This is a genomic window from Sellimonas sp., from assembly GCF_047234585.1.
Taxonomy (GTDB): domain Bacteria; phylum Bacillota; class Clostridia; order Lachnospirales; family Lachnospiraceae; genus Sellimonas; species Sellimonas caecigallum.
Genome location: NZ_JBKSWG010000008.1, coordinates 61,470 through 82,396, shown reverse-complemented (window position 1 = coordinate 82,396; position 20,927 = coordinate 61,470). Strand labels below are relative to the sequence as shown.

Annotated in this window: 20 protein-coding genes; 6 read left to right on the top strand and 14 right to left on the bottom strand. The window is 46.1% G+C overall.

Annotated features, from left to right (window positions below; translation table 11 throughout):
• Positions 1 to 153: 153 nt before the first annotated feature.
• From ACLROL_RS04835 to ACLROL_RS04820, 4 genes are all read left to right on the top strand, one after another.
• Positions 154 to 1,941, top strand: coding sequence for an aminopeptidase P family N-terminal domain-containing protein (locus ACLROL_RS04835; protein WP_087201997.1), 1,788 nt, complete (start codon positions 154 to 156; stop codon positions 1,939 to 1,941).
• A 138-nt stretch (positions 1,942 to 2,079) separates the two neighbouring features.
• A complete protein-coding gene (locus ACLROL_RS04830; protein ID WP_275952208.1) occupies positions 2,080 to 2,211 on the top strand; it encodes a hypothetical protein in 132 nt (43 codons plus the stop codon).
• Between the two features lie 29 nt (positions 2,212 to 2,240).
• Positions 2,241 to 3,119 carry a zinc dependent phospholipase C family protein gene (locus ACLROL_RS04825; RefSeq protein WP_087210312.1) on the top strand — a complete coding sequence of 293 codons (879 nt, stop codon included), beginning with the start codon at positions 2,241 to 2,243 and terminating at the stop codon, positions 3,117 to 3,119.
• Positions 3,094 to 4,329 (top strand): MFS transporter, encoded by a 1,236-nt coding sequence (locus tag ACLROL_RS04820; protein ID WP_288722917.1) that lies wholly within the window; start codon positions 3,094 to 3,096, stop codon positions 4,327 to 4,329. Before ACLROL_RS04825 ends, ACLROL_RS04820 begins: the two co-directional genes overlap by 26 nt.
• 25 nt (positions 4,330 to 4,354) lie before the next feature.
• Here the strand turns inward: ACLROL_RS04820 and ACLROL_RS04815 are convergent, their stop codons facing one another.
• The 12 genes from ACLROL_RS04815 to ACLROL_RS04760 form a co-directional block, all read right to left on the bottom strand.
• Positions 4,355 to 4,888 carry a methylated-DNA--[protein]-cysteine S-methyltransferase gene (locus ACLROL_RS04815; RefSeq protein WP_087202003.1) on the bottom strand — a complete coding sequence of 178 codons (534 nt, stop codon included), beginning with the start codon at positions 4,886 to 4,888 and terminating at the stop codon, positions 4,355 to 4,357.
• A 45-nt stretch (positions 4,889 to 4,933) separates the two neighbouring features.
• The gene (locus tag ACLROL_RS04810) at positions 4,934 to 5,464 is read right to left on the bottom strand and encodes an isochorismatase family protein (RefSeq protein WP_087202005.1); all 531 of its coding nucleotides are present in this window, start codon (positions 5,462 to 5,464) and stop codon (positions 4,934 to 4,936) included.
• Positions 5,445 to 6,074: a DUF4125 family protein gene (locus ACLROL_RS04805; protein ID WP_221919905.1), complete on the bottom strand. Its 630-nt coding sequence runs from the start codon at positions 6,072 to 6,074 to the stop codon at positions 5,445 to 5,447. Before ACLROL_RS04805 ends, ACLROL_RS04810 begins: the two co-directional genes overlap by 20 nt.
• Positions 6,053 to 7,825 carry a DUF4037 domain-containing protein gene (locus ACLROL_RS04800; RefSeq protein ID WP_413067423.1) on the bottom strand — a complete coding sequence of 591 codons (1,773 nt, stop codon included), beginning with the start codon at positions 7,823 to 7,825 and terminating at the stop codon, positions 6,053 to 6,055. The genes ACLROL_RS04805 and ACLROL_RS04800 overlap by 22 nt, the downstream gene beginning before the upstream one ends.
• Positions 7,826 to 7,829: 4 nt before the next feature.
• Positions 7,830 to 8,585 (bottom strand): exodeoxyribonuclease III, encoded by a 756-nt coding sequence (locus ACLROL_RS04795; protein ID WP_087202011.1) that lies wholly within the window; start codon positions 8,583 to 8,585, stop codon positions 7,830 to 7,832.
• Positions 8,582 to 9,346, bottom strand: a complete 765-nt coding sequence (truA, locus tag ACLROL_RS04790) for a tRNA pseudouridine(38-40) synthase TruA (protein WP_287448102.1) — start codon at positions 9,344 to 9,346, stop codon at positions 8,582 to 8,584. The genes ACLROL_RS04795 and truA overlap by 4 nt, the downstream gene beginning before the upstream one ends.
• 112 nt (positions 9,347 to 9,458) lie before the next feature.
• Positions 9,459 to 9,926 (bottom strand): transcriptional regulator NrdR, encoded by a 468-nt coding sequence (nrdR, locus tag ACLROL_RS04785; protein ID WP_087202015.1) that lies wholly within the window; start codon positions 9,924 to 9,926, stop codon positions 9,459 to 9,461.
• A 69-nt stretch (positions 9,927 to 9,995) separates the two neighbouring features.
• On the bottom strand, positions 9,996 to 10,253 hold the full coding sequence (locus ACLROL_RS04780) for a YlmC/YmxH family sporulation protein (protein WP_087202088.1): 258 nt from the start codon (positions 10,251 to 10,253) through the stop codon (positions 9,996 to 9,998).
• Between the two features lie 115 nt (positions 10,254 to 10,368).
• On the bottom strand, positions 10,369 to 11,562 hold the full coding sequence (locus tag ACLROL_RS04775; protein ID WP_287448105.1) for an ABC transporter permease: 1,194 nt from the start codon (positions 11,560 to 11,562) through the stop codon (positions 10,369 to 10,371).
• A 2-nt stretch (positions 11,563 to 11,564) separates the two neighbouring features.
• Positions 11,565 to 12,353, bottom strand: a complete 789-nt coding sequence (locus ACLROL_RS04770) for an ABC transporter ATP-binding protein (protein WP_087202019.1) — start codon at positions 12,351 to 12,353, stop codon at positions 11,565 to 11,567.
• A 171-nt stretch (positions 12,354 to 12,524) separates the two neighbouring features.
• Positions 12,525 to 14,267: an ABC transporter ATP-binding protein gene (locus ACLROL_RS04765; RefSeq protein ID WP_087210292.1), complete on the bottom strand. Its 1,743-nt coding sequence runs from the start codon at positions 14,265 to 14,267 to the stop codon at positions 12,525 to 12,527.
• Positions 14,260 to 15,990 carry an ABC transporter ATP-binding protein gene (locus tag ACLROL_RS04760; RefSeq protein ID WP_288722945.1) on the bottom strand — a complete coding sequence of 577 codons (1,731 nt, stop codon included), beginning with the start codon at positions 15,988 to 15,990 and terminating at the stop codon, positions 14,260 to 14,262. The genes ACLROL_RS04765 and ACLROL_RS04760 overlap by 8 nt, the downstream gene beginning before the upstream one ends.
• 237 nt (positions 15,991 to 16,227) lie before the next feature.
• Between ACLROL_RS04760 and ACLROL_RS04755 the strand changes: the two genes are divergently transcribed.
• Both ACLROL_RS04755 and ACLROL_RS04750 read left to right on the top strand, forming a co-directional pair.
• Complete coding sequence (locus ACLROL_RS04755; protein WP_087202023.1) at positions 16,228 to 16,776, top strand: prolyl-tRNA synthetase associated domain-containing protein; 549 nt, start codon at positions 16,228 to 16,230, stop codon at positions 16,774 to 16,776.
• Between the two features lie 30 nt (positions 16,777 to 16,806).
• Positions 16,807 to 18,000, top strand: a complete 1,194-nt coding sequence (locus ACLROL_RS04750; RefSeq protein ID WP_413067422.1) for a metallophosphoesterase — start codon at positions 16,807 to 16,809, stop codon at positions 17,998 to 18,000.
• 120 nt (positions 18,001 to 18,120) lie between these two features.
• Here ACLROL_RS04750 and nrdG read toward each other — a convergent pair whose 3' ends face one another.
• Both nrdG and nrdD read right to left on the bottom strand, forming a co-directional pair.
• The gene (gene nrdG, locus ACLROL_RS04745) at positions 18,121 to 18,714 is read right to left on the bottom strand and encodes an anaerobic ribonucleoside-triphosphate reductase activating protein (RefSeq protein WP_287448112.1); all 594 of its coding nucleotides are present in this window, start codon (positions 18,712 to 18,714) and stop codon (positions 18,121 to 18,123) included.
• Between the two features lie 19 nt (positions 18,715 to 18,733).
• Positions 18,734 to 20,860 carry an anaerobic ribonucleoside-triphosphate reductase gene (gene nrdD, locus ACLROL_RS04740; protein ID WP_087210283.1) on the bottom strand — a complete coding sequence of 709 codons (2,127 nt, stop codon included), beginning with the start codon at positions 20,858 to 20,860 and terminating at the stop codon, positions 18,734 to 18,736.
• Between the last annotated feature and the right edge of the window lie 67 nt (positions 20,861 to 20,927).

Genomic DNA, 20,927 nt, shown 5'->3' with positions numbered 1-20,927 from the left:
AAACATTCTGCCCTCCTGTAGATCTCAGAATAAGTATCTCATACAGAGAAATATTGTCAATACAGTATACTTGTTTTTCCAATTTTGTGTTATAATAGACGTGCTTGAATTGGTATTCAATTTTATTGCTGAAAATGAAGGAGGTTTTCAACCATGAACGTACCAGAAAGAATTGCGAAATTACGCTCACTGATGGAAGAAAAAGGAATTGACATTTATGTTGTTCCGACAGCAGATTTCCATCAGAGTGAATATGTTGGGGAACATTTCAAAGCAAGAAAATTCATCACAGGATTTTCCGGTTCTGCCGGAACCGCTGTGATTACAAAGACAGAAGCTCATCTTTGGACAGACGGCCGCTACTTTATCCAGGCAGCAAAACAGCTTGCGGGATCAACAGTCAATCTGATGAAAATGGGAGAACCAGGTGTTCCGACTATCCTTGAGTACCTTTCCGACAAACTTCCGGAAAACGGTACACTTGGCTTCGACGGCCGCGTCGTATCCATGGGCGAAGGACAGGACTATGAAGCGATCGCATCCGCAAAACACGGAAAGATCATCTATGACTATGATCTCATCGACGAAATCTGGACAGACCGTCCGGAACTTTCCACAGAGCCGGTATTTGCTCTGGATTTAAAATACACTGGAGAGAGCGTTGCATCCAAGCTTGGACGTATCCGTGAATCAATGAAAGAATGCGGCGCAACTGCCCATGTACTTACGACACTGGACGATATCTGCTGGACATTGAACATCCGCGGAAATGATATCGAATTCTTCCCGCTTGTTCTTTCCTACGCTGTCATCACAATGGACAAAATGGATCTTTATATCAATGAAGCAAAACTGAGCGATGAAATCAAAGCAGATCTCGCGAAAGATGGAGTGGTTCTTCATCCGTACAACGATATCTATGAAGATATCAAGAAAATCAGCACAGATGAAGTCCTGCTCATCGACCCGGCAAGGCTGAATTATGCTCTCTACAACAACATCCCGGAAGGCGTTGCAAAAGTAGAAGAACGCAACCCGGAAATCCTTTTCAAAGCCATCAAAAATGAAGTAGAAATCGAAAACATCAAAAAGGCGCAGATCAAGGACAGTATCGCCCACATCAAATTTATGAAATGGCTGAAGGAAAATGTCGGCAAGATCACGATTACAGAAATAAGTGCTTCCGAAAAACTTGACGAATTCCGTGCAGAACAGGGCAACTTTATCCGCCCAAGTTTTGAGCCGATCAGCTCATATGGCGAGCACGGGGCTATCGTCCACTATACATCCTCCCCTGAAACAGATGTGGAGGTAAAGGAGGGCAATTTCCTTCTTACCGATACAGGAGCAGGATTCTATGAAGGATCCACAGATGTGACTCGTACTTACGCATTTGGCGAAATTCCGCAGATCATGAAAGATCATTTTACTCTCGTAGCCATCAGCAACCTTTCTCTTGCAAATGCAAAATTCCTGAAGGGCTGCACTGGAATGACACTGGACATGCTTGCGAGAAAGCCATTCTGGGACAGAAATATGAACTTCAACCATGGAACCGGACATGGTGTCGGATATCTTCTGAACATCCACGAAGGTCCTGCAGGATTCCGCTGGCAGTACCGCGCAGGTGAGATCCAGCCATTTGAAAAAGGAATGATCATCACAGACGAGCCAGGCATCTACATTGAAGGAAGCCACGGCATCCGCCTGGAGAACGAACTTCTGACATGTGAAGGCGAAAAGAATGAATACGGACAGTTTATGTATTTTGAACCGATCACATTCATTCCGATGGATCTGGATGCCATCAATCCGGATCTTATGACAGAAGTTGAAAAGAAGATGCTCAACGATTATCACAAAGCCGTTTACGAAAAAATTTCTCCGTATCTTGACAACGAAGAAAAAGAATGGCTCAGAACATACACAAGAGAAATCTAAAGTATTTTCTGCAAAAGAGCTCCCGGTATCCAATTGGAATCGGGAGCTATATTTTTCAAACATTTAAACTGCCCTTAACATAATCTCTGCTTTTTCTATGTTATCATCTCTGTAATGAAAAAAAGTGAGGTGTTGGATATGAAAAAAGAAAGAAGAAGCCGAAAACAGATCAAATATGACATCAAACTTCAGTATTATAAGATGGAAACATCTGTCAGCGAAAAAGCAGCAGAAATTTTCAGGCGTAAGCCCTATTCCTCACTTCGTTAAGGCAGAATAATCATATCGGGAGGTTCTTTATGCCTGCAATTTATGCACACTATATATTCGGGGAAAAGATGAAGCGAGCGTTCTCCCCTGAGATCAGGGCACTTATCCGCAAAAATCCTGATCTGTTTGAGATCGGTCTGCACGGACCGGACATTTTATTTTACTACAGAGCTCTCCAGAAAAACAAAGTCAATCAGACCGGATTTGGCATGCATTCTCAGCCGGCCGGCCGTTTCTTTGCACGTGCCGCCTCTGTGATCCGCAATACAGAAAATGAAAATGACAAAGATGCACGAATTGCGTATATACTGGGCTTTTTATGCCATTTTGCGCTGGATCTTTCCTGCCACAGCTATGTCGAACAGAAAATTCGTGTCAGCCACGTATCCCACTCCCTGATCGAGTCAGAATTTGACCGCTATCTCCTCCTGAGAAACAGGAAAATCCCGCTTCATGCTGAAGTGACCGGACACCTGTTTGTCACACCGGAGTACGCGTCCCAGATTCACTCTTTCTTTCCTGCCCTCTCGGCGGAGGAGATCGAGTCATCCTTACACTCTATGATCTGGTACAATGACCTTTTGACGACGCCAAATCCATTCAAGCGCACTGGAATTGCTCTTGTTCTTCGCATTTCCGGAAAGTATAAAAGCATGCGCGGTTTGATGATGAACAAAAAAGGAGATCCAAGATGCCGGGACAGCAACCTGCGTCTCCACAAACTGATGAACCACGCAATAGACATATGTCTGGATCTTACAGATAATTACGTCCGCTGCCTTTCCGCCCCTTCTTCTCTGGATCCGCTTTTTGACCGTACCTTTGGTCCTCGCCCTGGTTGGAAGGAAATTCCTGTATTATCTTATGAAAAGGAGAAGACTTATGAAATTCCAGACGACTTCGCTTGAAAAGAAATGGATCCTGTATGATGTGGCCAACTCGGCATTTACCCTGCTTGTATCTACCATCATGCCGATCTACTTCAATTATCTGGCAGAACAGGCCTCCGTCTCTGAGGTCAACTATCTGGCCTTCTGGGGATATGCTACTTCTGCGGCCACCATCATCACTGCCGTGCTGGCTCCTATTCTTGGCACTGCTTCGGATTTCAAAGGACGAAAACGGAAATTCTTTATGGCTGCCCTCCTCATCGGTGCGCTGGGATGCGTATTTCTCGGATTTACTACATCCTGGGTATGTTTCCTTTTCCTGTTTGTCCTTGCAAAATCTGCCTACTCGCTAAGTCTTGTCTTTTACGACTCAATGCTTGTAGATGTGACTACAGAAGATCGGATGGATGCCATCTCGGCAAAAGGATATGCCTGGGGTTATATCGGAAGCTGCATCCCTTTTATCTTGAGCCTCCTTCTCGTCTTGCTGTACGAAAAACTGGGGATTACCATGAATACGGCCATGAGCATCGCCTTTCTATTGATCGCGCTCTGGTGGGTAATGCTGTCCATCCCGCTTTTAAAAAGCTATCAGCAGACCCACAGTGTACAGCGGGAAGCTCATTTTGCGTCCGCTTCCTTCGGGCGGCTTTGGCACCTGTTTAGGGAACTTGGGCAAAACAGGCAAGTTCTCTACTTTCTGATTGCCTTTTTCTTCTACATTGATGGCGTCTACACGATCATCGATATGGCGACCGCTTACGGAACTGCACTTGGACTTGATACTACCGGACTTTTACTTGCTCTTCTCACGACCCAGATCGTCGCTTTTCCGGCGGCTCTTCTTTTCGGGCGGCTGTGCAGCAAATACAAAAATGCATCTTTGATCAAAATCTGCATTTTTGCCTATTTCCTCATCGCCCTTTACGGAATCACACTGAAAGAACAGTACCAGTTCTGGATTCTGGCAGTCTGTGTCGGAATCTTCCAGGGTGCCATCCAGTCCATGTCCCGCTCTTACTTTGCGAGAATCATACCGGCTGAGCGCTCCGGAGAATACTTTGGTATCTACGATATCTGCGGAAAAGGGGCATCATTTGCCGGGACAACACTCGTCTCCCTCATCAGCCAGATCACAGGGCAGATGAACATAGGCGTCGGCTCTTTGGCCGTCCTCTTTCTCATAGGATTTCTATTCTTTCAAAAAACGGAAAGGAAAGGACAATAGCGCCTTTCCTTTTTTGTATTCTGCATTACAGAGCAGTTCCTTTCTTCGGTACAAAAAGTCCCGACATGTCCGTCTTTTCCAGTGTCAGAAGCCTGATTTTCCGGTCAATCCCACCTGCATATCCGGTCAGGCTTCCATTTGTCCCTACCACTCTGTGGCACGGCACGATGATAGAAATTGGATTATGACCGACCGCCCCTCCGACTGCCTGGGCGGACATCCTTGTTTGCCCCTGCTCTTTTGCAATTCTGCGGGCAATTTCCCCATAACTCATCGTCTCCCCGTACGGGATAGTAAGCAGGATTCTCCACACTGCCTTTCTGAATTCGGATCCTTCCAGCAAAAGGGGCAATGTAAAATCCGGCTCTTTTCCCTGAAAATATATCGAAAGCCACCTTTTCGTCTCCTGAAAGACGGGCGTTTCCTTTTCTTCACGCTCTTTTGGAAGCCCGCTCTCAAAATATTTCTGTCCGTCAAACCAAAGTCCAGTCAGTTCCTCCCTGGTTCCCGCCATCGTAATACCGCCAATCGGCGATTCCCATTTGGACATATATATCATAAACATTCTCCTTCCAAAGTTCCACAGACTTCCCAAAAGTATTTTTTATCGGATCAACCGCTGGATTGCCTTTGCCTTTGGCGTCCCGGCTTTTCCGAGCAGTTCAAAAAGCAGTGCCTCGTATGTCGTGAGAACAGCTCCTTCTATCCTTGCTCTTTCCAGAGCCATCTCCTTGTCCCGGTGTTTCCGGCTGGAAATGCAATCCGTCACAAGTACCGGAATATATCCGTTTTCTTTCAGATCGATAACCGTCTGAAGGACACAGATATGGGATTCTATTCCACACACAACAACATAGGTTTTCCCCTCGATCAGGGGCGACAGTTCCTCATAGGCACTGTAACTTATCTTTTCCTGATAGTCCTCTGTCCCTGCCGCATCTGTAATCTCCTTTACCGTCATCCCAAGTCCTCTTGTGTACTGCTGTGTGAGGATGATCGGGATTTCCAGTGTGCGAAGCCCTTTGAGCAAAATTTCAGAGTGCTCCAGCAGTTCTTCTTTTCCCTCCATGACCGGCATGAGCCGTTCCTGGTAATCGACAGCCACTGCTATCGTCTTATTTGCGTCTATCTTCATCCAATCTTTCCTCCGTCTGTTCTAATGTCTTGTATCCATACTGTGCAATCATGTTGTTTAGGATCATCTCTGTATAATTTTTCCCTTCCCGCTCAAATCGGCAGATCATGGCATAGTAAAGAGCCAGCGTTTTATCTGAATAAGTGGAAATCTCGCCGCGAAGATAAGTCTCCTGTGATGTCTCCCATTCGGTGTCTTCGGATGTGCGGATCTTCCGTCCGGTAGCCCCAAGTTTTGGGTACTTTGCTGCAAATTCTTCCGCCCACTCCATCTCTTTTGATATGATATCTTCCTGGATCCGGATTCTGGCTTCCTCCCGTTTCGGGAGCACATCTGCAAACCTTGCATACTGCTCTGGTGCTGTGCTTTCCATCATACGGGCATACTTCTCTGTGATCAGATTCCATCCTTTCTCCCGCGCCTCGTTTAAATCGTCGAGATAACTTACGATGACCTCCTCATCCCAGGCAAGAAACTGACTTTTCCTCATGATCACAAACGTCTCCTGGTCGTCCTGGCAGGCGGCCCGCCCGCCTTCATTCGAGACTTCCTGAAACTGGAGCCATTCCATCTTGATCGTCTCCTCGATCACTCGCTCTTTTCTTTCCATTGTTCCTCCTCTTTTTCCATCCTCCGGATATCCGCTGTACGGCGTACTTCCGCTTTCTGAATTTCCAGGAATGGATCATCAGATTTTGTGAGTCCGCTTTCTTTCAACTCCTGCACTATGAGCTGACAGATCGCTTCCATCTGTTCTTCCGCTTTTTCTTCGACACCTTGTCCGGCCATCTGCCCATTCATCAGTTCCTCGATCTGTTTCCGGATCTTTTGGCCTTTTTTTAAAGAGCGCATCCCTCTCATTCTCCATTTATAAAACGGCATGTACGTTCCATTCAAAAGATACACTGCTTCGCAGGCAGCTTTCAGAAACTCTGCCATGGCAAAATACATTGACCCTATATCTTCTCTCTTTTTGGCTCGTCCAAAATTGTACTGTCCAGCCTGTGCCATTTTCCCGAGAGACACTGCCAGCTTTTCAAGACGTACTGTATCTGGACGATCCAGGAAACGCGCTCTTCGCTTTGTAAATTTGCCAAGAGGATCCGAAAAGATTTCCCCGCTTGTAGCTGTGCGAAGCGCTTCTTCCGAAATGGAATACCATTCCTCCTCCGTCTTTGGCGCTTTCGCGTACCCAGTCAGATACTGGAAAAAACTTCCGATCTCGAACACTCCGGTACGCTCTTTTCCCTGTTCTGTCCGATGCTTCGCCGGAAATCCCATGAATTCTCCGGGAAGTTTTTCATACTCTTCCTGAAGTCTCTTCCCTATTTTCCGATAATCCTTTTTCGTGAGCCAGATGCAGAATCCCGGTCCATAGTCATGATCCGCGGAGACCGCGTCGTCAAATCCAAGACACTCAGACCCTTCCCCTACAAGACCGACGGCAATCCGCCCTGCATAATCAGGAAATTTTTCTTCGATCATCTTTTTCCCGTATGCCTCGTAGTATGCCTTTGCCATCTCAAGTCCTGTCATCTCGCTGGCCGCTGCCGCCTTCTCCCTTTTCAGAAGATCTCTTACCGTCTCCAGATTCCGTTTTGTGATCTGATAGTAATCATTTTCGCCGTAGTACGCTTCGATCTCACGAAGCGCCTTCTCATAACATCTTGCAGATTCTTCCAGCTCTCCCTCGTGATAATACGCTTCCGCAAGCCCTGAGAGAGCGGACGCATAGTGGGAATCTTTTCCGTCCGGCATTCTCTCAAAGATGGACACCGCCTTTTTCATGTGTTCGGCTCCTTCGGAAAACCGATTCATCTGAAAACAAAGATTGCCGAGATTCGTGTGGGTAATGGCCGTCTCGATATCTGCATCCGGAAGCTTTGCAATCGTATCCATGGCAAGCTCCAATTCCTTTTTTGCATCTTCCAATCTTCCCGTCTCGCTGTAGAGCAGACTCAGATTATTGTGAAGGGATGCCATCCGGTAATCCGGTCCGGTCATGTGCTTTCGGAAAATCCGATATGTCTCCTCGTAAAGCCTCTCGGCCTTTTCAAATTTCCCCGCAGCCCGGTACCCGGTTGCTGCATTCAGAAGCATCGTTCCGTAGTCCGCCGTGCCGGAAAGGCCCATAGCATCAGCAAGAGACAGGGCCTGCTGGCTGCACAGAATACATTCCTCATACCTGCTGGCTGCCCTGTAATATCCCATCAATTCATTTAATACCGCAAGGATGGCTCCATCGTCTTTTTCGGCCGCTGCATTTTTAAGCCCTTGCTTCAGATAGCTCTCCGCTTCTTTTGCGCGCCCAGAAGCGTAGAGGAAATCCAGTCCCTGCAGAAATTCCTGTAAATCAAACATTGCTTTATCCTTCCATATCAAGTTCTACCGGACAGTGGTCACTCCCCATAATGTCCGTCAATATCTTCGCATCCTGAAGCCGGTCTTTCAGACACTCTGATACCAGGAAATAGTCGATACGCCACCCTGCATTTTTCTTTCTGGCACTGAACCGGTACGACCACCAGGAATAGATCCCTTCCTGATCCGGATAGAAATGCCGAAAGGTATCGATAAATCCAGCTGCCTTCAGTGTCCGGAACTTGTCCCGTTCTTCATCTGTAAATCCTGCATTCTTTCTGTTCGTCTTCGGATTTTTTAAGTCGATCTCCTCAGCCGCCACATTCAGATCCCCGCAGAAAACGACCGGTTTTGTCTCTTCCAGTTTTTTCAGATAGGCAAGAAAATCCTTTTCCCACTGCATCCGGTAATCCAGCCTTGCAAGTTCATTCTGAGAGTTTGGTGTATACACAGTGATGAAATAAAAATCTTCAAATTCCAGAGTGATAACACGCCCTTCCTGATCATGCTCCTCGATGCCAATTCCGCGGGACACTTGGATAGGTTCCTTTTTTGTAAAGACCGCTGTCCCGGAATACCCTTTTCTCACAGCAGAATTCCAGTACTGATGATATCCCGGAAGATCAAGCTCCAGCTGCCCTTCCTGCATCTTCGTCTCCTGAATGCAGAAAATATCTGCATCCGTCTCTTTGAAAAAATCCAGGAATCCTTTCTGCACACAAGCCCGGATACCATTTACATTCCATGATATGAATTTCATTGTCCTTCCTCCTCTTTTCTGTTGTCCAGATAATATACTTCTTTTAAAAACAACCCCTGTGCCGGTGCGAGAAAACCTGCTTTCTGCCGGTCTTTTGCCTTCAGAATGCCATCCACATCACTTGCTCTTTTCTTCCCGCTCCCTACTTCCAGGAGTGTCCCGCTTAGGATGCGGACCATATGGTACATAAACCCGTTCCCCCGAAAGGACAGGATAATCTTATCTTTTTCTTCTTCGATTCGGATCTCATCAATCCTTCTCGTACAGCTGATCTCATCTTTGCGGTCTGTAAAACTCGTAAAGTCATGCCTGCCGCACAGGTGTGACGCCGCCTCCCTCATCGCTCCCACATTTAGCTTCTCCGGATAATGGCATGTGTACTTTCTTGTAAAGACATTTTGTTTCTCCCGTGTATCCACATAGTATACATAGCATTTTCCTTTTGCACTTCGCCGCCCGTGGAAGGTATTGGGAACAAGTTCCATGTCAAGGATGCGGATGTCTTCCGGCAGGAGAGTATTGAGTTTATTTTGGAATTCCGGGATCTCTACTTTCCCTGAGAGGCGAAGGCTCGCTGTCTGCCCAAATGCATGTACTCCGCCGTCCGTCCGTCCCGATCCCTGGATCTTTACTTCATATCCTGTGACGGAGCAGATCGCTTTCTCTACCACATGCTGGATCGTGTTGGATACTCCCGCCTGACGCTGCCACCCTTGATATCTTGTGCCGTCGTATGCGATCGTCAGTTTATATGTTCTCATAAATCGCGCCTTTCCTTCTGTCGTTATCACGCCTCTATTGTATGGTATTTCCAGTTCATCCGCAAGGGTAAAAAGAATCCTGAATAAAGGGTAGAAGCAAACAGGAGAGCCGTCAGCTCTCCTGTCCTTTTTTATCCAGTATATTTTTCAGTTCATCCATAAAGGTATTTACATCCTTAAATTCCCGATATACAGACGCAAACCTCACATAGGCGACTTCGTCCAGATCTTTCAGCTTGTGCATGACAATCTCCCCGATGACACTGCTGGAAATCTCTTTTTCTTCCCTGTTGAAGATGTCTGTCTCCACCTGCTCTACTGTCTTTCGGATCTTATCTGCTGATACGGGCCGTTTGTAGCAGGCCTGCAGAATCCCCTTTTCGATCTTTCCCCTGTCGTACTGCTCCCGGTTATTGTCTTTCTTTATCACTATCAGCGGGATCGTCTCCACTTTTTCATAGGTGGTAAACCGTTTCCCACATGCGTCACAAGATCTTCTCCTCCGGATAGATGAACCGTCTTCTGCCGGACGTGAATCAACGACACGGGTATCCGGATGATTGCAGTAAGGGCATTTCATCTTGTGTACCGTCCTTTCCCCATTTTTGGTTTAAGTATACCATCCGTCCAAAGACCGGTCAACTGTTCCCTACACGCATTGATGCAAAAATTTTTCTTCGCAGATATCCACGAGAATAATATCCGGCCCTACCTTGCAGATACATTCGAACGGGATGATAAATTCGCTGTCATGACCGAAAAGTCCTCCGAACCGTCCAGGTCCCGGTACAACAATCGCCTGGACACACCCTTTATTCATATCCACGATCAGATCCACGACGCAGCCAAGCCTCCGACAGTTGCATGTATTGATCACTTCCTTTTCCCTCAGATCGCACAGCCGCATGATCCCATCCTTCATTTTCCTCTCTCCTTGCACCTTGTGCCCTTCGCTTCAAATTAAGAAAGGCACACATACCAGTTTCATACCAGTATATGCGCCTTATATATATCATTACACATTACATGTTCATCACTTTTTCGCTTTCGAATGCCTTTGCGATGGCTACTGTGAGGACTGCGCCAAGAACAAGTGTCACTCCAAGCGTGATGCCGTACTGTGCCATCGTCACTTCATTTACCAGGATTCCCTTCAATGCCAGTGCTGTATTGTAAAATGGAATCATATATTCCATCGTACCTGCATCTTTCGTTGTGAACATCGTCATAAGTCCGATGACAAGAACGACCATATAAGCAGGCGTAATATATGTACTTGCTTCTTTTGTGTCTTTCGCAAATACAGAAATCAGAACTATGATGGATGAATAAAGGAAAGCGATAGCCACAAGGAGCACCCCGATCATTACAATCTGCCCCACTGTCACTTCAAAGTTCAGCCCACTGTCCCCTCCCAGAATCTTCGGGAAAGAAACGCCCATTACTACGATATAGATAACAGACGAGATGCCGGATAACGTCATAAGGGCAAACACTTTTCCGAGCACAATAGACTTTCTCTTAACCTGGGTCACAAGAAGGCTCGCCATTGTCCCTCTCTCTTTTTCCCCAGCCACCATATCTACGCCAAGTCCCATCGCACCTGCAAAAAGAAGGATGGTAATAAAGTACGGAAGCATCATGCCAAGCGCTTTGCCGCTTGCCTTCTGATCATCCTGAACGACCATATCCGGATTGTCGGTGTTTACCGTAAAGATCTGTATGCCGTTGAGATCCCCGATCCGCTGAGACAGAAGTATCTGCCGGTACGCCTCAAGTCCCTGTGTGGAAATGGTCTCATATGCGCTGGATGAATAGTCTTCCGACGGATTATAATATGTCTTGATCTGCGGTACATCCTGTCCTTCTTGGTATGACGCGATGACCTGATCAAAATTATCCGGGAATTCGATGATCAGATCTGCATCCCCATCTCTGAGTTTCGTTTTTGCATTTTCAAATTCCGCATCTGTCGCAATGTCTTTCACAGAAATATTGAAATCTGCCGCTTCCATAAACTGAGCAAAACTGTCCGGTTGATTGATCATGTATACGATCGACTTATGCTCCTGTATCTTTTCCATCTCGCTCTTCGAAAGACTTCCGACCAGAGCCATGATCCCCACCATCAAAAGTACCGGCAGGAAAAAAACAGAAAAAATCATTTTCTTATCTTTGAAAATCCGCGCAAGCTCTTTTTTATAGATTGTCTTCATAACTATGCTTCCCCCTTTGCCGCTTTGTAGTACTCGAAGAAAGCATCCTCCAGATCTCCTGCTCCGGTGGCTTCAAGAAGTTCCTTTAATGTTCCTTCCGCTGTCTTTTTCCCATCGATAATGATGCCGATCCTGTCGCAAAGTTTCTCTGCCTCTGACATGATATGCGTAGAGACTATGACGAGTTTTCCGTCATCTCTTAACTTTCTGAGATAGTCTGTCACACTTCTGGCTGTGATAATATCCAGTCCGTTCGTCGGTTCGTCAAAGATGATAATCTCCGGGTCATGCACAAGGCTTACTGCGATAGCTGCTTTCTGTTTCATACCGGTGGACAATTCCTTGATCTTCTTGTGGGCAAAATCCCCAATCTGGAAGTAATCAAAAAGTTCCTTTTTTCTCTCCTTGATCTTCTGCCGAGGCAAGCCTCTGAGTTCTCCAAAAAAATCAAACATGTAGTCTACCGAAAACTGCGGATCCAGCTTGATATCACTGGTAAGGAATCCAATACATTTTCGTACTTCCTCCGGTTCTTTTTGAACCTCATGCCCATTTACATATACCTGTCCGGCTGTCGGTTTGATGATCGTTGCGATACAGCGAAGAGTTGTCGTCTTCCCTGCTCCGTTTGGTCCCAGCAGTCCATAAATCTCTCCCTGTCTGGCAGTAAGGGACAGGTCGTCAACTGCTGTTTTTTTCGGGTTTTTCGTATGAGATTCCTGCATCTGTTTCTTGTTAAGCTTGTAGACTTTCGAAAGACCCTGAATGTTGATCTCCACTACCTGATCCATAACTTATCCTCCCTCTTCTAAGATGTCATACTTTTTTGTGTACATGGATATCTTTGCACTATAAAAGCAGATTGTCAAGTTAATCTTACGTTAATTTTACCCCCCCCCCCCGGAAAATTTTGTCAAGTTTTTTCTGTTGCTTTTTACAGTGTAAATTTGTGGTTGCGCATCCTATAAAAACTGGCTTTCATACAGATTTTTATAAAATCCACCCTGTGAGAGGAGCTCATCGTGTGTTCCCTGTTCGATGATATTTCCGTCTTTCATGACAAGTATCCTGTCTGCGGTCCGTATCGTTGAAAGACGATGTGCCACAATGAAACTTGTCCTTCCTTCCATAAGTTTTTCAAAAGCTTTCTGTACCTGGATCTCCGTCCTCGTATCAATGGAGGATGTGGCTTCATCCAGAATGAGCACCGGAGGCAGACGGAGCATGACACGGGCGATACAAAGGAGCTGCTTCTGCCCCTGGGAAAGACTTCCACCTTCCTCTGAAATCATTGTGTCGTAGCCTTCCGGCATTCTCATGATAAAACTGTGGGCGTGAGCCTCTTTTGCCGCCACCATGATTTCTTCCATCGTGGCATCTGGCTTGCCGTATGCGATATTTTCCGCGATGGTAGCTGATTTCAGCCACGTCTCCTGCAGGACCATGCCGTAATTTTCTCTCAGACTCTTTCGTGTAAGACGGCGGATATCGATCCCCTCCATCCGGATCTCTCCCTGATTTACATCGTAAAATCTCATCAGGAGATTGATAAGAGTCGTCTTCCCGCATCCTGTCGGCCCTACGATGGCAATCTTCTGCCCGGGCTTTACCTCCAGGTTCAGATCTTTCAAAAGTGGTGTTTCTTTTTTATAAGAAAAACTTACATTGCAAAGGGAAAGATTTCCTTCCACTTCTTTCAGAACAACGGCATCTGCATCGTCCGGCGTTTCCGGCTCTTCTTCCATAAAATCGAACACTCTTTTTGCACAGGCAAAGGCGTTCTGCAGCTCCGTCACAACACCTGATATTTCGTTAAATGGCTTTGTATACTGGTTCGCATACGTAAGGAAGCAGGAGAGCTGCCCTACGCTGATCGCTCCCGTGATGGCGCTGAGAGCCCCTGTGATTCCGACGCCCATGTAGACCAGATTGTTCACAAACCGGGTGCTCGGATTTGTAATAGATGAAAAGAATATTGCCCTGAGGCTGTATCCTTTCAACGTGTCATTGATCTCGTCAAACCGCTTTGAGGCACGTCTCCCATATCCAAATGCCTGCACGACCTTTTGATTTCCCACCATCTCATTGACAAGAGACGTCATCTTTGCCCTTGTCTCAGACTGTTTTTTAAACATCATGTAAGTACGCTTTGCGATAAAGCCAGCCACGAAAAAAGATAGCGGCGTAATAAGGACTACAACAAGAGAAATCTTTACATCAATGGAGAGCATAAACAGCAAGGTGGCCAGGATCGTTACCGCTCCTGTGAAAAACTGGGAAAATCCCATCAGAAGTCCGTCTGAAAACTGTTCCACATCCGTGATGATCCGGCTGATCGTATCCCCGCTTGCATGACTGTCCACATAAGAGAGCGGAAGATTTTCCAGCTTCTTAAAGGCCTTCAGGCGGATATCCTTGACAACCCCGTATGTGATCTGATTGTTGCAAAGATTCATAAGCCACTGGGCAATTCCTGTGACAATGATAACACAAGCTGTTTTTTCCAAAATCAGAAAAATCTCTCCAAAGTCAACATTTCCCTTGCCGACGATACAATCGATAGCCTCCCCCAGAAGAATCGGTGCATACAACGTCAAAATAACGGACAGGGCCGCAAAAAGCAGAGATAAGATGACATAGTGCATGTATGGACGAATATAGCGAAGCACCTTCATAAGCGTTCCTTTTTTTCCTTCTTTATGCATGATACCCTGCCTCCTTTTCTGACAACTGGGAATAACAGATTTCCTCATATACCGGGCAGGTCTTTAAAAGCTCCTGATGTGTCCCGATACCTGCTATCCTGCCGTCTTCCAGAACAATGATCCTGTCTGCCTGCATGACTGATGCTGCTCTTTGGGATACGACAAATACCGTCATATCTTTCAATCCGCGGACTGCCTTTCTAAGTCTCGCATCCGTGGCAAAATCCAGTGCAGAAGCGCTGTCATCCAAAATAAGGATCTCCGGTTTCTTTACGATAGCTCTTGCGATCGTAAGCCTCTGGCGCTGCCCACCGGAAAGGTTCTTCCCACTTTCACTTATCATATGATCCAGCCCTTCCGGCTTTTCTCCTACAACTTCCCTGGCCTGAGCAATCTTAAGAGCTTCCATGATAGCCTCGTCATCTGCATCCTCATTTCCGATTTTCATATTGTCCCGGATGGATCCCTGAAACAGTACTGCTTTTTGCGGTACGATCCCGATCTTCTTCCTGAGTGTTTCCAGACGATATTCCTTTACATCCCGTCCATCCACTTTCACGCATCCTTCGGTCACGTCATAAAACCGCGGGATCAGATTGACAAGTGTGGACTTTCCTGAGCCAGTACCTCCGATGATACCGATCATCTCGCCTTTTTTTACGGAAAACTCAAGATCTTGTGCAGCATAAGCCTTGCTTTTTGGATAGGCAAATGATACATTCTCGAACGCCACTGCCTCATCCGTTCCTGTCCCTTCCGTCTCCTGTCCTTCTGTGATGGATGGGCGAAGCGCAAAGACTTCATTGACACGGTTGGCACAAGCCAGTGCTTTTGTAAAACTTACGATAAGATTGGAAAGCGCTACAAGGGCAAGGAGGATCTGAGTCATGTAGTTGACAAGGGCAATGACTTCCCCTTGCGTGATCCCTCCTGCATATACTTCCTTTCCGCCATACCATACGATTGCGATGGCCGCCGCATTGACAATGATGTACGTGACTGGGTTGAGAAGCGCGGAAATCTTTCCTACCAGCATTTGCGCCGCCAGAAAGAATTCATTTTCCTTCTCAAACTCTTTTTTTTCCTTTTCCTGCATGCCAAATGCACGCACGACCCTGATTCCTTCCAGATTCTCTCTTGTAGACAAAAGGATCCGGTCAAGCCCTTTCTGAACCCTGCGGTACAGCGGGATGGATACAACCATAATACCGTAGATCACAATAGAAAGAAGAGGGACGGCCACAGCAAAAATCAACGCGAGCTTCACACTGATGGTAAATGCCATGATCATGGCTCCCACGACGATAAACGGGGAACGAAGGAAGAGACGCAGTACCAGATTGACTCCCGACTGAACCTGGTTGATGTCACTTGTGATCCGTGTGACAAGAGTGGCACTCCCTGCCTGATCAATCTCAGAGTAGGAAAGTTCCTGTATATGTACAAACATGTCATGACGCAGTTCCGTTCCAAACCCCACAGATGCCTTCGCCGCAAAATACTGGGCTGTCAGTGAACATGCAAGTCCCAGCACGGCAAAAAGAATCAGGATGCTTCCCATCCCAAAGATATATCCGGTATCTTTCTTTGCAATCCCTACATCGATCATACTGGCCATGATGAGCGGCACCAAAAGCTCAAAGCATGCCTCCAGAAGCTTAAAAAGCGGACCGATGATACTTTCTTTTTTATATTTGTTCAGATATTTCAGAAGTTTCCTCATTTTTTCTCTCCCATTTTCTTTTTCATATTCTTTCATTATAATGTCTTCCCACATCTCCTGCAATACCCGTATTTTCCAAAGACTTTTTTTATTTTCTTAAAACTTTTTTATCTTGCTTGTCTTTCATTTGGATTCTTTTTATACTGTATATATCTGTTTCCACCGATGACTGGTATGTTTAACTTGCCGGATCATATCCGGAAACAATGAACGAAACATATACAGGAGGATTTTGCCATGGCAATACATGTAAACACAACGCATTTTACCGAAAAACCGGACTGCACCGGAAGACTTGAGAAAGAAAGAAGAGTCTATGATCTGCTTGATCAGCTTCACATCGCTTACGAAGGTGTGGACCACGATACCGCGGACACGATCGAAGACTGTGCCGCTGTAGAAGACGAGCTCGGCGTCAAGATCTGTAAAAATCTTTTCCTTCGTAACCGCCAGAAGACAACGTTCTTCCTTCTTTTGATGCCAGGTGACAAAAAATTTCTCACAAAAGATCTGTCCGCCCAGCTTGGTATTTCCCGCCTCTCTTTTGCAGAGCCGGAATTCATGGAACAGTATCTGGATATCACTCCTGGTTCTGTAAGTGTGCTCGGTCTGATGAATGACAAAGACTGGGATGTATCGCTTTTGATTGATGAAGATTTACTGAAAGATGAATATATCGGCTGTCATCCGTGTATCAACAGCTCGACTCTGAAGATTCGTATGAATGATATCATGAATAAATTTCTGAAACACACCGGTCACCGTCCAACACTTGTTCGTCTGTAAACCGACATCCAAAAATATGGAGAAATACAAATGATTGCTTTATTTTTAAGCCCCGTATATCTGCTCGTAAACATTTATATCCTGCGATGGCTGATGCGCTGGATGGGTGCGTGCCATCATCACTTTAAAAAGAAATGGGTCCGCACGCTCATCATCACAATGTACATGCTCGTATCCTTTTCCCTCGTGATCGCCTTTGTCTGTCCGCCGGGAAAACTTCAGAGAATACTGAAATTTATCAGCAACTACTGGCTGGGCGCTATGATCTATATCGTACTTGTCGTCATCATTGTAGATGTCATCCGCCTGATCCTCAAACGGAGCAGGCGCGTAGACCAGGCGAAGCTTGCCTCGCGCCGCACCTTCGTCCTAAACGGCACATTCTGTATCATCCTGATTTTTTCTGTCTGTCTTTATGGTGCTTTGAATGCCCGCCATATCCGGGTAACCAATTACGATGTCGCCATAGACAAAAAGGCCGGAGATCTCACTTCTCTCAACATCGTCCTTGCAGCCGATCTCCATCTCGGCTACAGTGTAGGGACTGCGCAGATGAAGCAGATGGTACAAAAAATCAATGCACAGAATCCTGATCTTGTTGTTATTGCCGGAGATATCTTTGACAATGAATATGAAGCACTGGACGATCCGGAAGAACTTGTTCGCATCCTGGCGGGCATTCAAAGTACATATGGCACTTATGCATGCTATGGAAATCATGATATCCAGGAGCCAATCCTGGCTGGCTTTACTTTTCACTCCAAAGGGAAGAAAGTCAGTGATCCCCGTATGGACGAACTTCTGGCTGCCGCTAATATCCGTCTCCTGCGTGATGAGACAGTAGAGATCGCAGATGCTTTCTACCTGCACGGAAGACCAGACTATGAACGTCCTGGCCGTGGCATCACAAAACGAATGTCTGCTGCCGAGATTACGAGTTCTCTCGATCCGGAGAAGCCAATCTTCGTTATTGACCACGAACCCCGGGAACTCTCCGAACTGGCGGATGCGGGAGTGGATCTGGATCTGTGCGGTCATACTCACGACGGACAGCTTTTCCCGGGAAATATCGTAACCAAGTTCTTTTGGGAAAATTCATGCGGATATTTGAAAAAAGGGGATATGCACAATATCGTAACGTCGGGAGTCGGGGTCTACGGACCAAACATGCGCGTCGCCACAAAAAGCGAAATCTGTACGATCAAAGTGCATTTCAATTCTTAACCTGATGCTTCTGGAATCCTTAAAGGCCTTCTTTTTATAAAACGGTATTTGTCCCTCTGTTCGGGACATTATAAAACGGAGGCGCCGCAAATTGCGGTGCCTCCGCTATTTTATATATTTTTATTTGCCACAGATTTCAGGGGCAACACCCACTTCATGCGGATTTTCATCTACTACCACATGGATATATTCCGGCGGTTCCCACAGAATCGGGCGACCTGCCTCGAGAGATTTTCTCACTTCAATGATCCTCTGATTTTCGGATCCACGGAAAAGGAGATTTACTTTCTTTTGCTCTTCCACAAATCTGCCGTCCACAATAACATCAATGTATTTCAGCATCTCGGCCGTCTCCGCCCACTTTGGAAGCATCTTCCCTGTAATCTCTTTGTCAAAAAGATATCCGGAATAACACCAGATGGAAATATCCGGAAATTTCTCCCTTACTCTTTTCAAAAACGGGGCCAGCACCTTCTGATTGCTGTATTCAAAAGGCTCGCCGCCAAGGAGGGTAAGTCCTTTATAATAGCTTTTTTCCAGCTCTTTTAAAATTATATCTTCCGTCTCTTTTGTAAATGGTTTTCCATACTCGAAATCCCACGCTTCTTCGTTGAAGCACCCTTTACAGCGGTGTGTACAGCCGCTCACAAAAAGTGAGACGCGGATCCCCGGCCCATTTGCCACATCCCACTTCTTGATATCTGCGTAATTCATTTTTCAGATCTCCTTATTTTTATAAATGCATGACTCTGCTTTTGATCTCTTTCGTTTTCCCCGGATTCCAGAAATTCTCTCCGAGATATCCACATGTTCTTCTCGTCACATTCATCTTTGACTCATCTTTGTTGTGGCATACCGGGCATTCCCACTCAAAATCATCGTTGATCATAATTTCCCCGTCGTATCCACAATTCTGGCAATAGTCTGATTTTGTGTTGAACTCCGCATACTGAATATTGTCGTAAATAAATTTCACAACTTCTTCTACCGCTTCCAGATTGTTGTTCAGATTTGGAATCTCCACATAAGAGATGCATCCGCCGGAACTGATCTTCTGGAACTGGCTCTCAAACTCAAATTTATCAAATGCATCGATCTTTTCCCGGACATCCACATGGTAAGAATTTGTATAGTATCCTTTGTCCGTCACATTCTCAATACTGCCGAATTTCTTCTTGTCAATCTCCGCGAACCGATAGCAAAGACTTTCTGCCGGTGTACCGTAGAGGCCAAATCCAAGTCCTGTCGTTTCCTTCCATGTATCAGTCGCTGCACGGAGGCGTTTCATGACTTTCAGTGCAAATTTCTGACCTTCTTCCGATGTCTGGCTCTCTCCAGTCATGATATTCGTCACTTCGTAGAGGCCGATATAGCCAAGGCTGATCGTAGAATATCCATCGTGCAGGTATTTGTCGATCTTCTCGCCTTTTCCAAGTCTTGCAATTGCACCGTACTGCCAGTGAACCGGGCTTACATCGGAAGATGTGCCTTCCAGTGCCTTATGCCTGCACATCAAAGCTTCAAAACACAGAGCGAGACGCTCATCCAGGATCTGCCAGAAACGCTCCATATCTCCCCCTGACACGATTCCGATCTGCGGAAGGTTGAGACTTACGACACCTTGATTAAAGCGGCCTTCCCACTTGTAATTTCCTTCCTCGTCTTTCCATGGAGATAAGAAAGAACGGCATCCCATCGGAGAGAAGACATTCCCTTCGTAGTTTTCTTTCATTTTCTTTGCGGAAATATAGTCCGGATACATTCTCTTGGCCGAACATTTTACCGCGATCTTTGTGAGGTAATCATATTCTCCGCCTGTCATATTATTGTCTTCGTTTAACACATAGACAAGCTTCGGGAATGCCGGCGTCACGTAAACGCCTGCTTCATTTTTGATCCCCTCGATCCGCTGACGCAGGATCTCCTGAATGATCATGGCGTTTTCTTTTGCATACGGGTGTGTCTTGTCCGGATTCAGGAACAGTGTCACGAACGGAGACTGTCCGTTTGTCGTCATGAGCGTGTTGATCTGATACTGGATCGTCTGGACACCGGAACGGAGTTCATCTTGTACTCTGTCGTCCGCAAGCTGTTCCATCATTTCTTCCGTGAGCATACCTGCATATTTCGCTCTGTATTTTTTCATATATTTCTCCCGGCTCCTTCTCAGATATTTTCCAAGATGCCGGATATCCACAGACTGTCCTCCATACTGACTGCTTGCCACAGATGCAATGATCTGCGTCATAACCGTACATGCCACATGGAAACTTTTCGGAGACTCGATCAATTTTCCATTCATGACCGTGCCATTGTCCAGCATATCTCCGATATTGACAAGACAGCAGTTGAAAATCGGCTGCAGGAAATAGTCCATGTCATGGAAATGGATGACTCCGTCTTCGTGGGCTTTTACGATCTTCTCCGGAAGCAGCACTCTCTTTGTGAGATCTTTTGATACTTCCCCCGCAATGTAGTCTCTCTGAGTAGATGCAAGCGTCGAATTTTTGTTGGAATTTTCTGTCTTCAGCTCTGAGTTTTCCCCTCTGATCAGACGAAGGATGGAATCGTCTGTCGTATTGGATTTCCTCACAAGCGCCCTTGTATACCGGTAAATAATATATTTCTTGGCAAGATTATATTTGCCTTCCTCCATCAGCTTCTGCTCGATGATGTCCTGGATATCCTCCACAGCCATGCTTTCCAGCTTCCTGTTTTCGATAGAGGCAATGATGTCGTAGATCTTTTCTTCGGAAATCTTATCTGCTTTCTCCACTTCATTGTTGGCTTTGTGGATCGCATACACGATCTTATTTCTGTCATATGCGACTTCCCGTCCGTCTCTTTTTATTACCTTCATGCTGTCCTCTCCATTCGTTTCTATTTTCTTTCTGTTTGTTAATTGCGTTCAAAATGCTGCCCTCAGG

Coding starts and splice junctions, on each gene's coding strand:
- ACLROL_RS04835 (WP_087201997.1), top strand. CDS start 154: ATGAACGTACCAGAAAGAATTGCGAAATTACGCTCACTGATGGAAGAA.
- ACLROL_RS04830 (WP_275952208.1), top strand. CDS start 2,080: ATGAAAAAAGAAAGAAGAAGCCGAAAACAGATCAAATATGACATCAAA.
- ACLROL_RS04825 (WP_087210312.1), top strand. CDS start 2,241: ATGCCTGCAATTTATGCACACTATATATTCGGGGAAAAGATGAAGCGA.
- ACLROL_RS04820 (WP_288722917.1), top strand. CDS start 3,094: ATGAAATTCCAGACGACTTCGCTTGAAAAGAAATGGATCCTGTATGAT.
- ACLROL_RS04815 (WP_087202003.1), bottom strand. CDS start 4,888: ATGATATATATGTCCAAATGGGAATCGCCGATTGGCGGTATTACGATG.
- ACLROL_RS04810 (WP_087202005.1), bottom strand. CDS start 5,464: ATGAAGATAGACGCAAATAAGACGATAGCAGTGGCTGTCGATTACCAG.
- ACLROL_RS04805 (WP_221919905.1), bottom strand. CDS start 6,074: ATGGAAAGAAAAGAGCGAGTGATCGAGGAGACGATCAAGATGGAATGG.
- ACLROL_RS04800 (WP_413067423.1), bottom strand. CDS start 7,825: ATGTTTGATTTACAGGAATTTCTGCAGGGACTGGATTTCCTCTACGCT.
- ACLROL_RS04795 (WP_087202011.1), bottom strand. CDS start 8,585: ATGAAATTCATATCATGGAATGTAAATGGTATCCGGGCTTGTGTGCAG.
- truA (WP_287448102.1), bottom strand. CDS start 9,346: ATGAGAACATATAAACTGACGATCGCATACGACGGCACAAGATATCAA.
- nrdR (WP_087202015.1), bottom strand. CDS start 9,926: ATGAAATGCCCTTACTGCAATCATCCGGATACCCGTGTCGTTGATTCA.
- ACLROL_RS04780 (WP_087202088.1), bottom strand. CDS start 10,253: ATGCGGCTGTGCGATCTGAGGGAAAAGGAAGTGATCAATACATGCAAC.
- ACLROL_RS04775 (WP_287448105.1), bottom strand. CDS start 11,562: ATGAAGACAATCTATAAAAAAGAGCTTGCGCGGATTTTCAAAGATAAG.
- ACLROL_RS04770 (WP_087202019.1), bottom strand. CDS start 12,353: ATGGATCAGGTAGTGGAGATCAACATTCAGGGTCTTTCGAAAGTCTAC.
- ACLROL_RS04765 (WP_087210292.1), bottom strand. CDS start 14,267: ATGCATAAAGAAGGAAAAAAAGGAACGCTTATGAAGGTGCTTCGCTAT.
- ACLROL_RS04760 (WP_288722945.1), bottom strand. CDS start 15,990: ATGAGGAAACTTCTGAAATATCTGAACAAATATAAAAAAGAAAGTATC.
- ACLROL_RS04755 (WP_087202023.1), top strand. CDS start 16,228: ATGGCAATACATGTAAACACAACGCATTTTACCGAAAAACCGGACTGC.
- ACLROL_RS04750 (WP_413067422.1), top strand. CDS start 16,807: ATGATTGCTTTATTTTTAAGCCCCGTATATCTGCTCGTAAACATTTAT.
- nrdG (WP_287448112.1), bottom strand. CDS start 18,714: ATGAATTACGCAGATATCAAGAAGTGGGATGTGGCAAATGGGCCGGGG.
- nrdD (WP_087210283.1), bottom strand. CDS start 20,860: ATGAAGGTAATAAAAAGAGACGGACGGGAAGTCGCATATGACAGAAAT.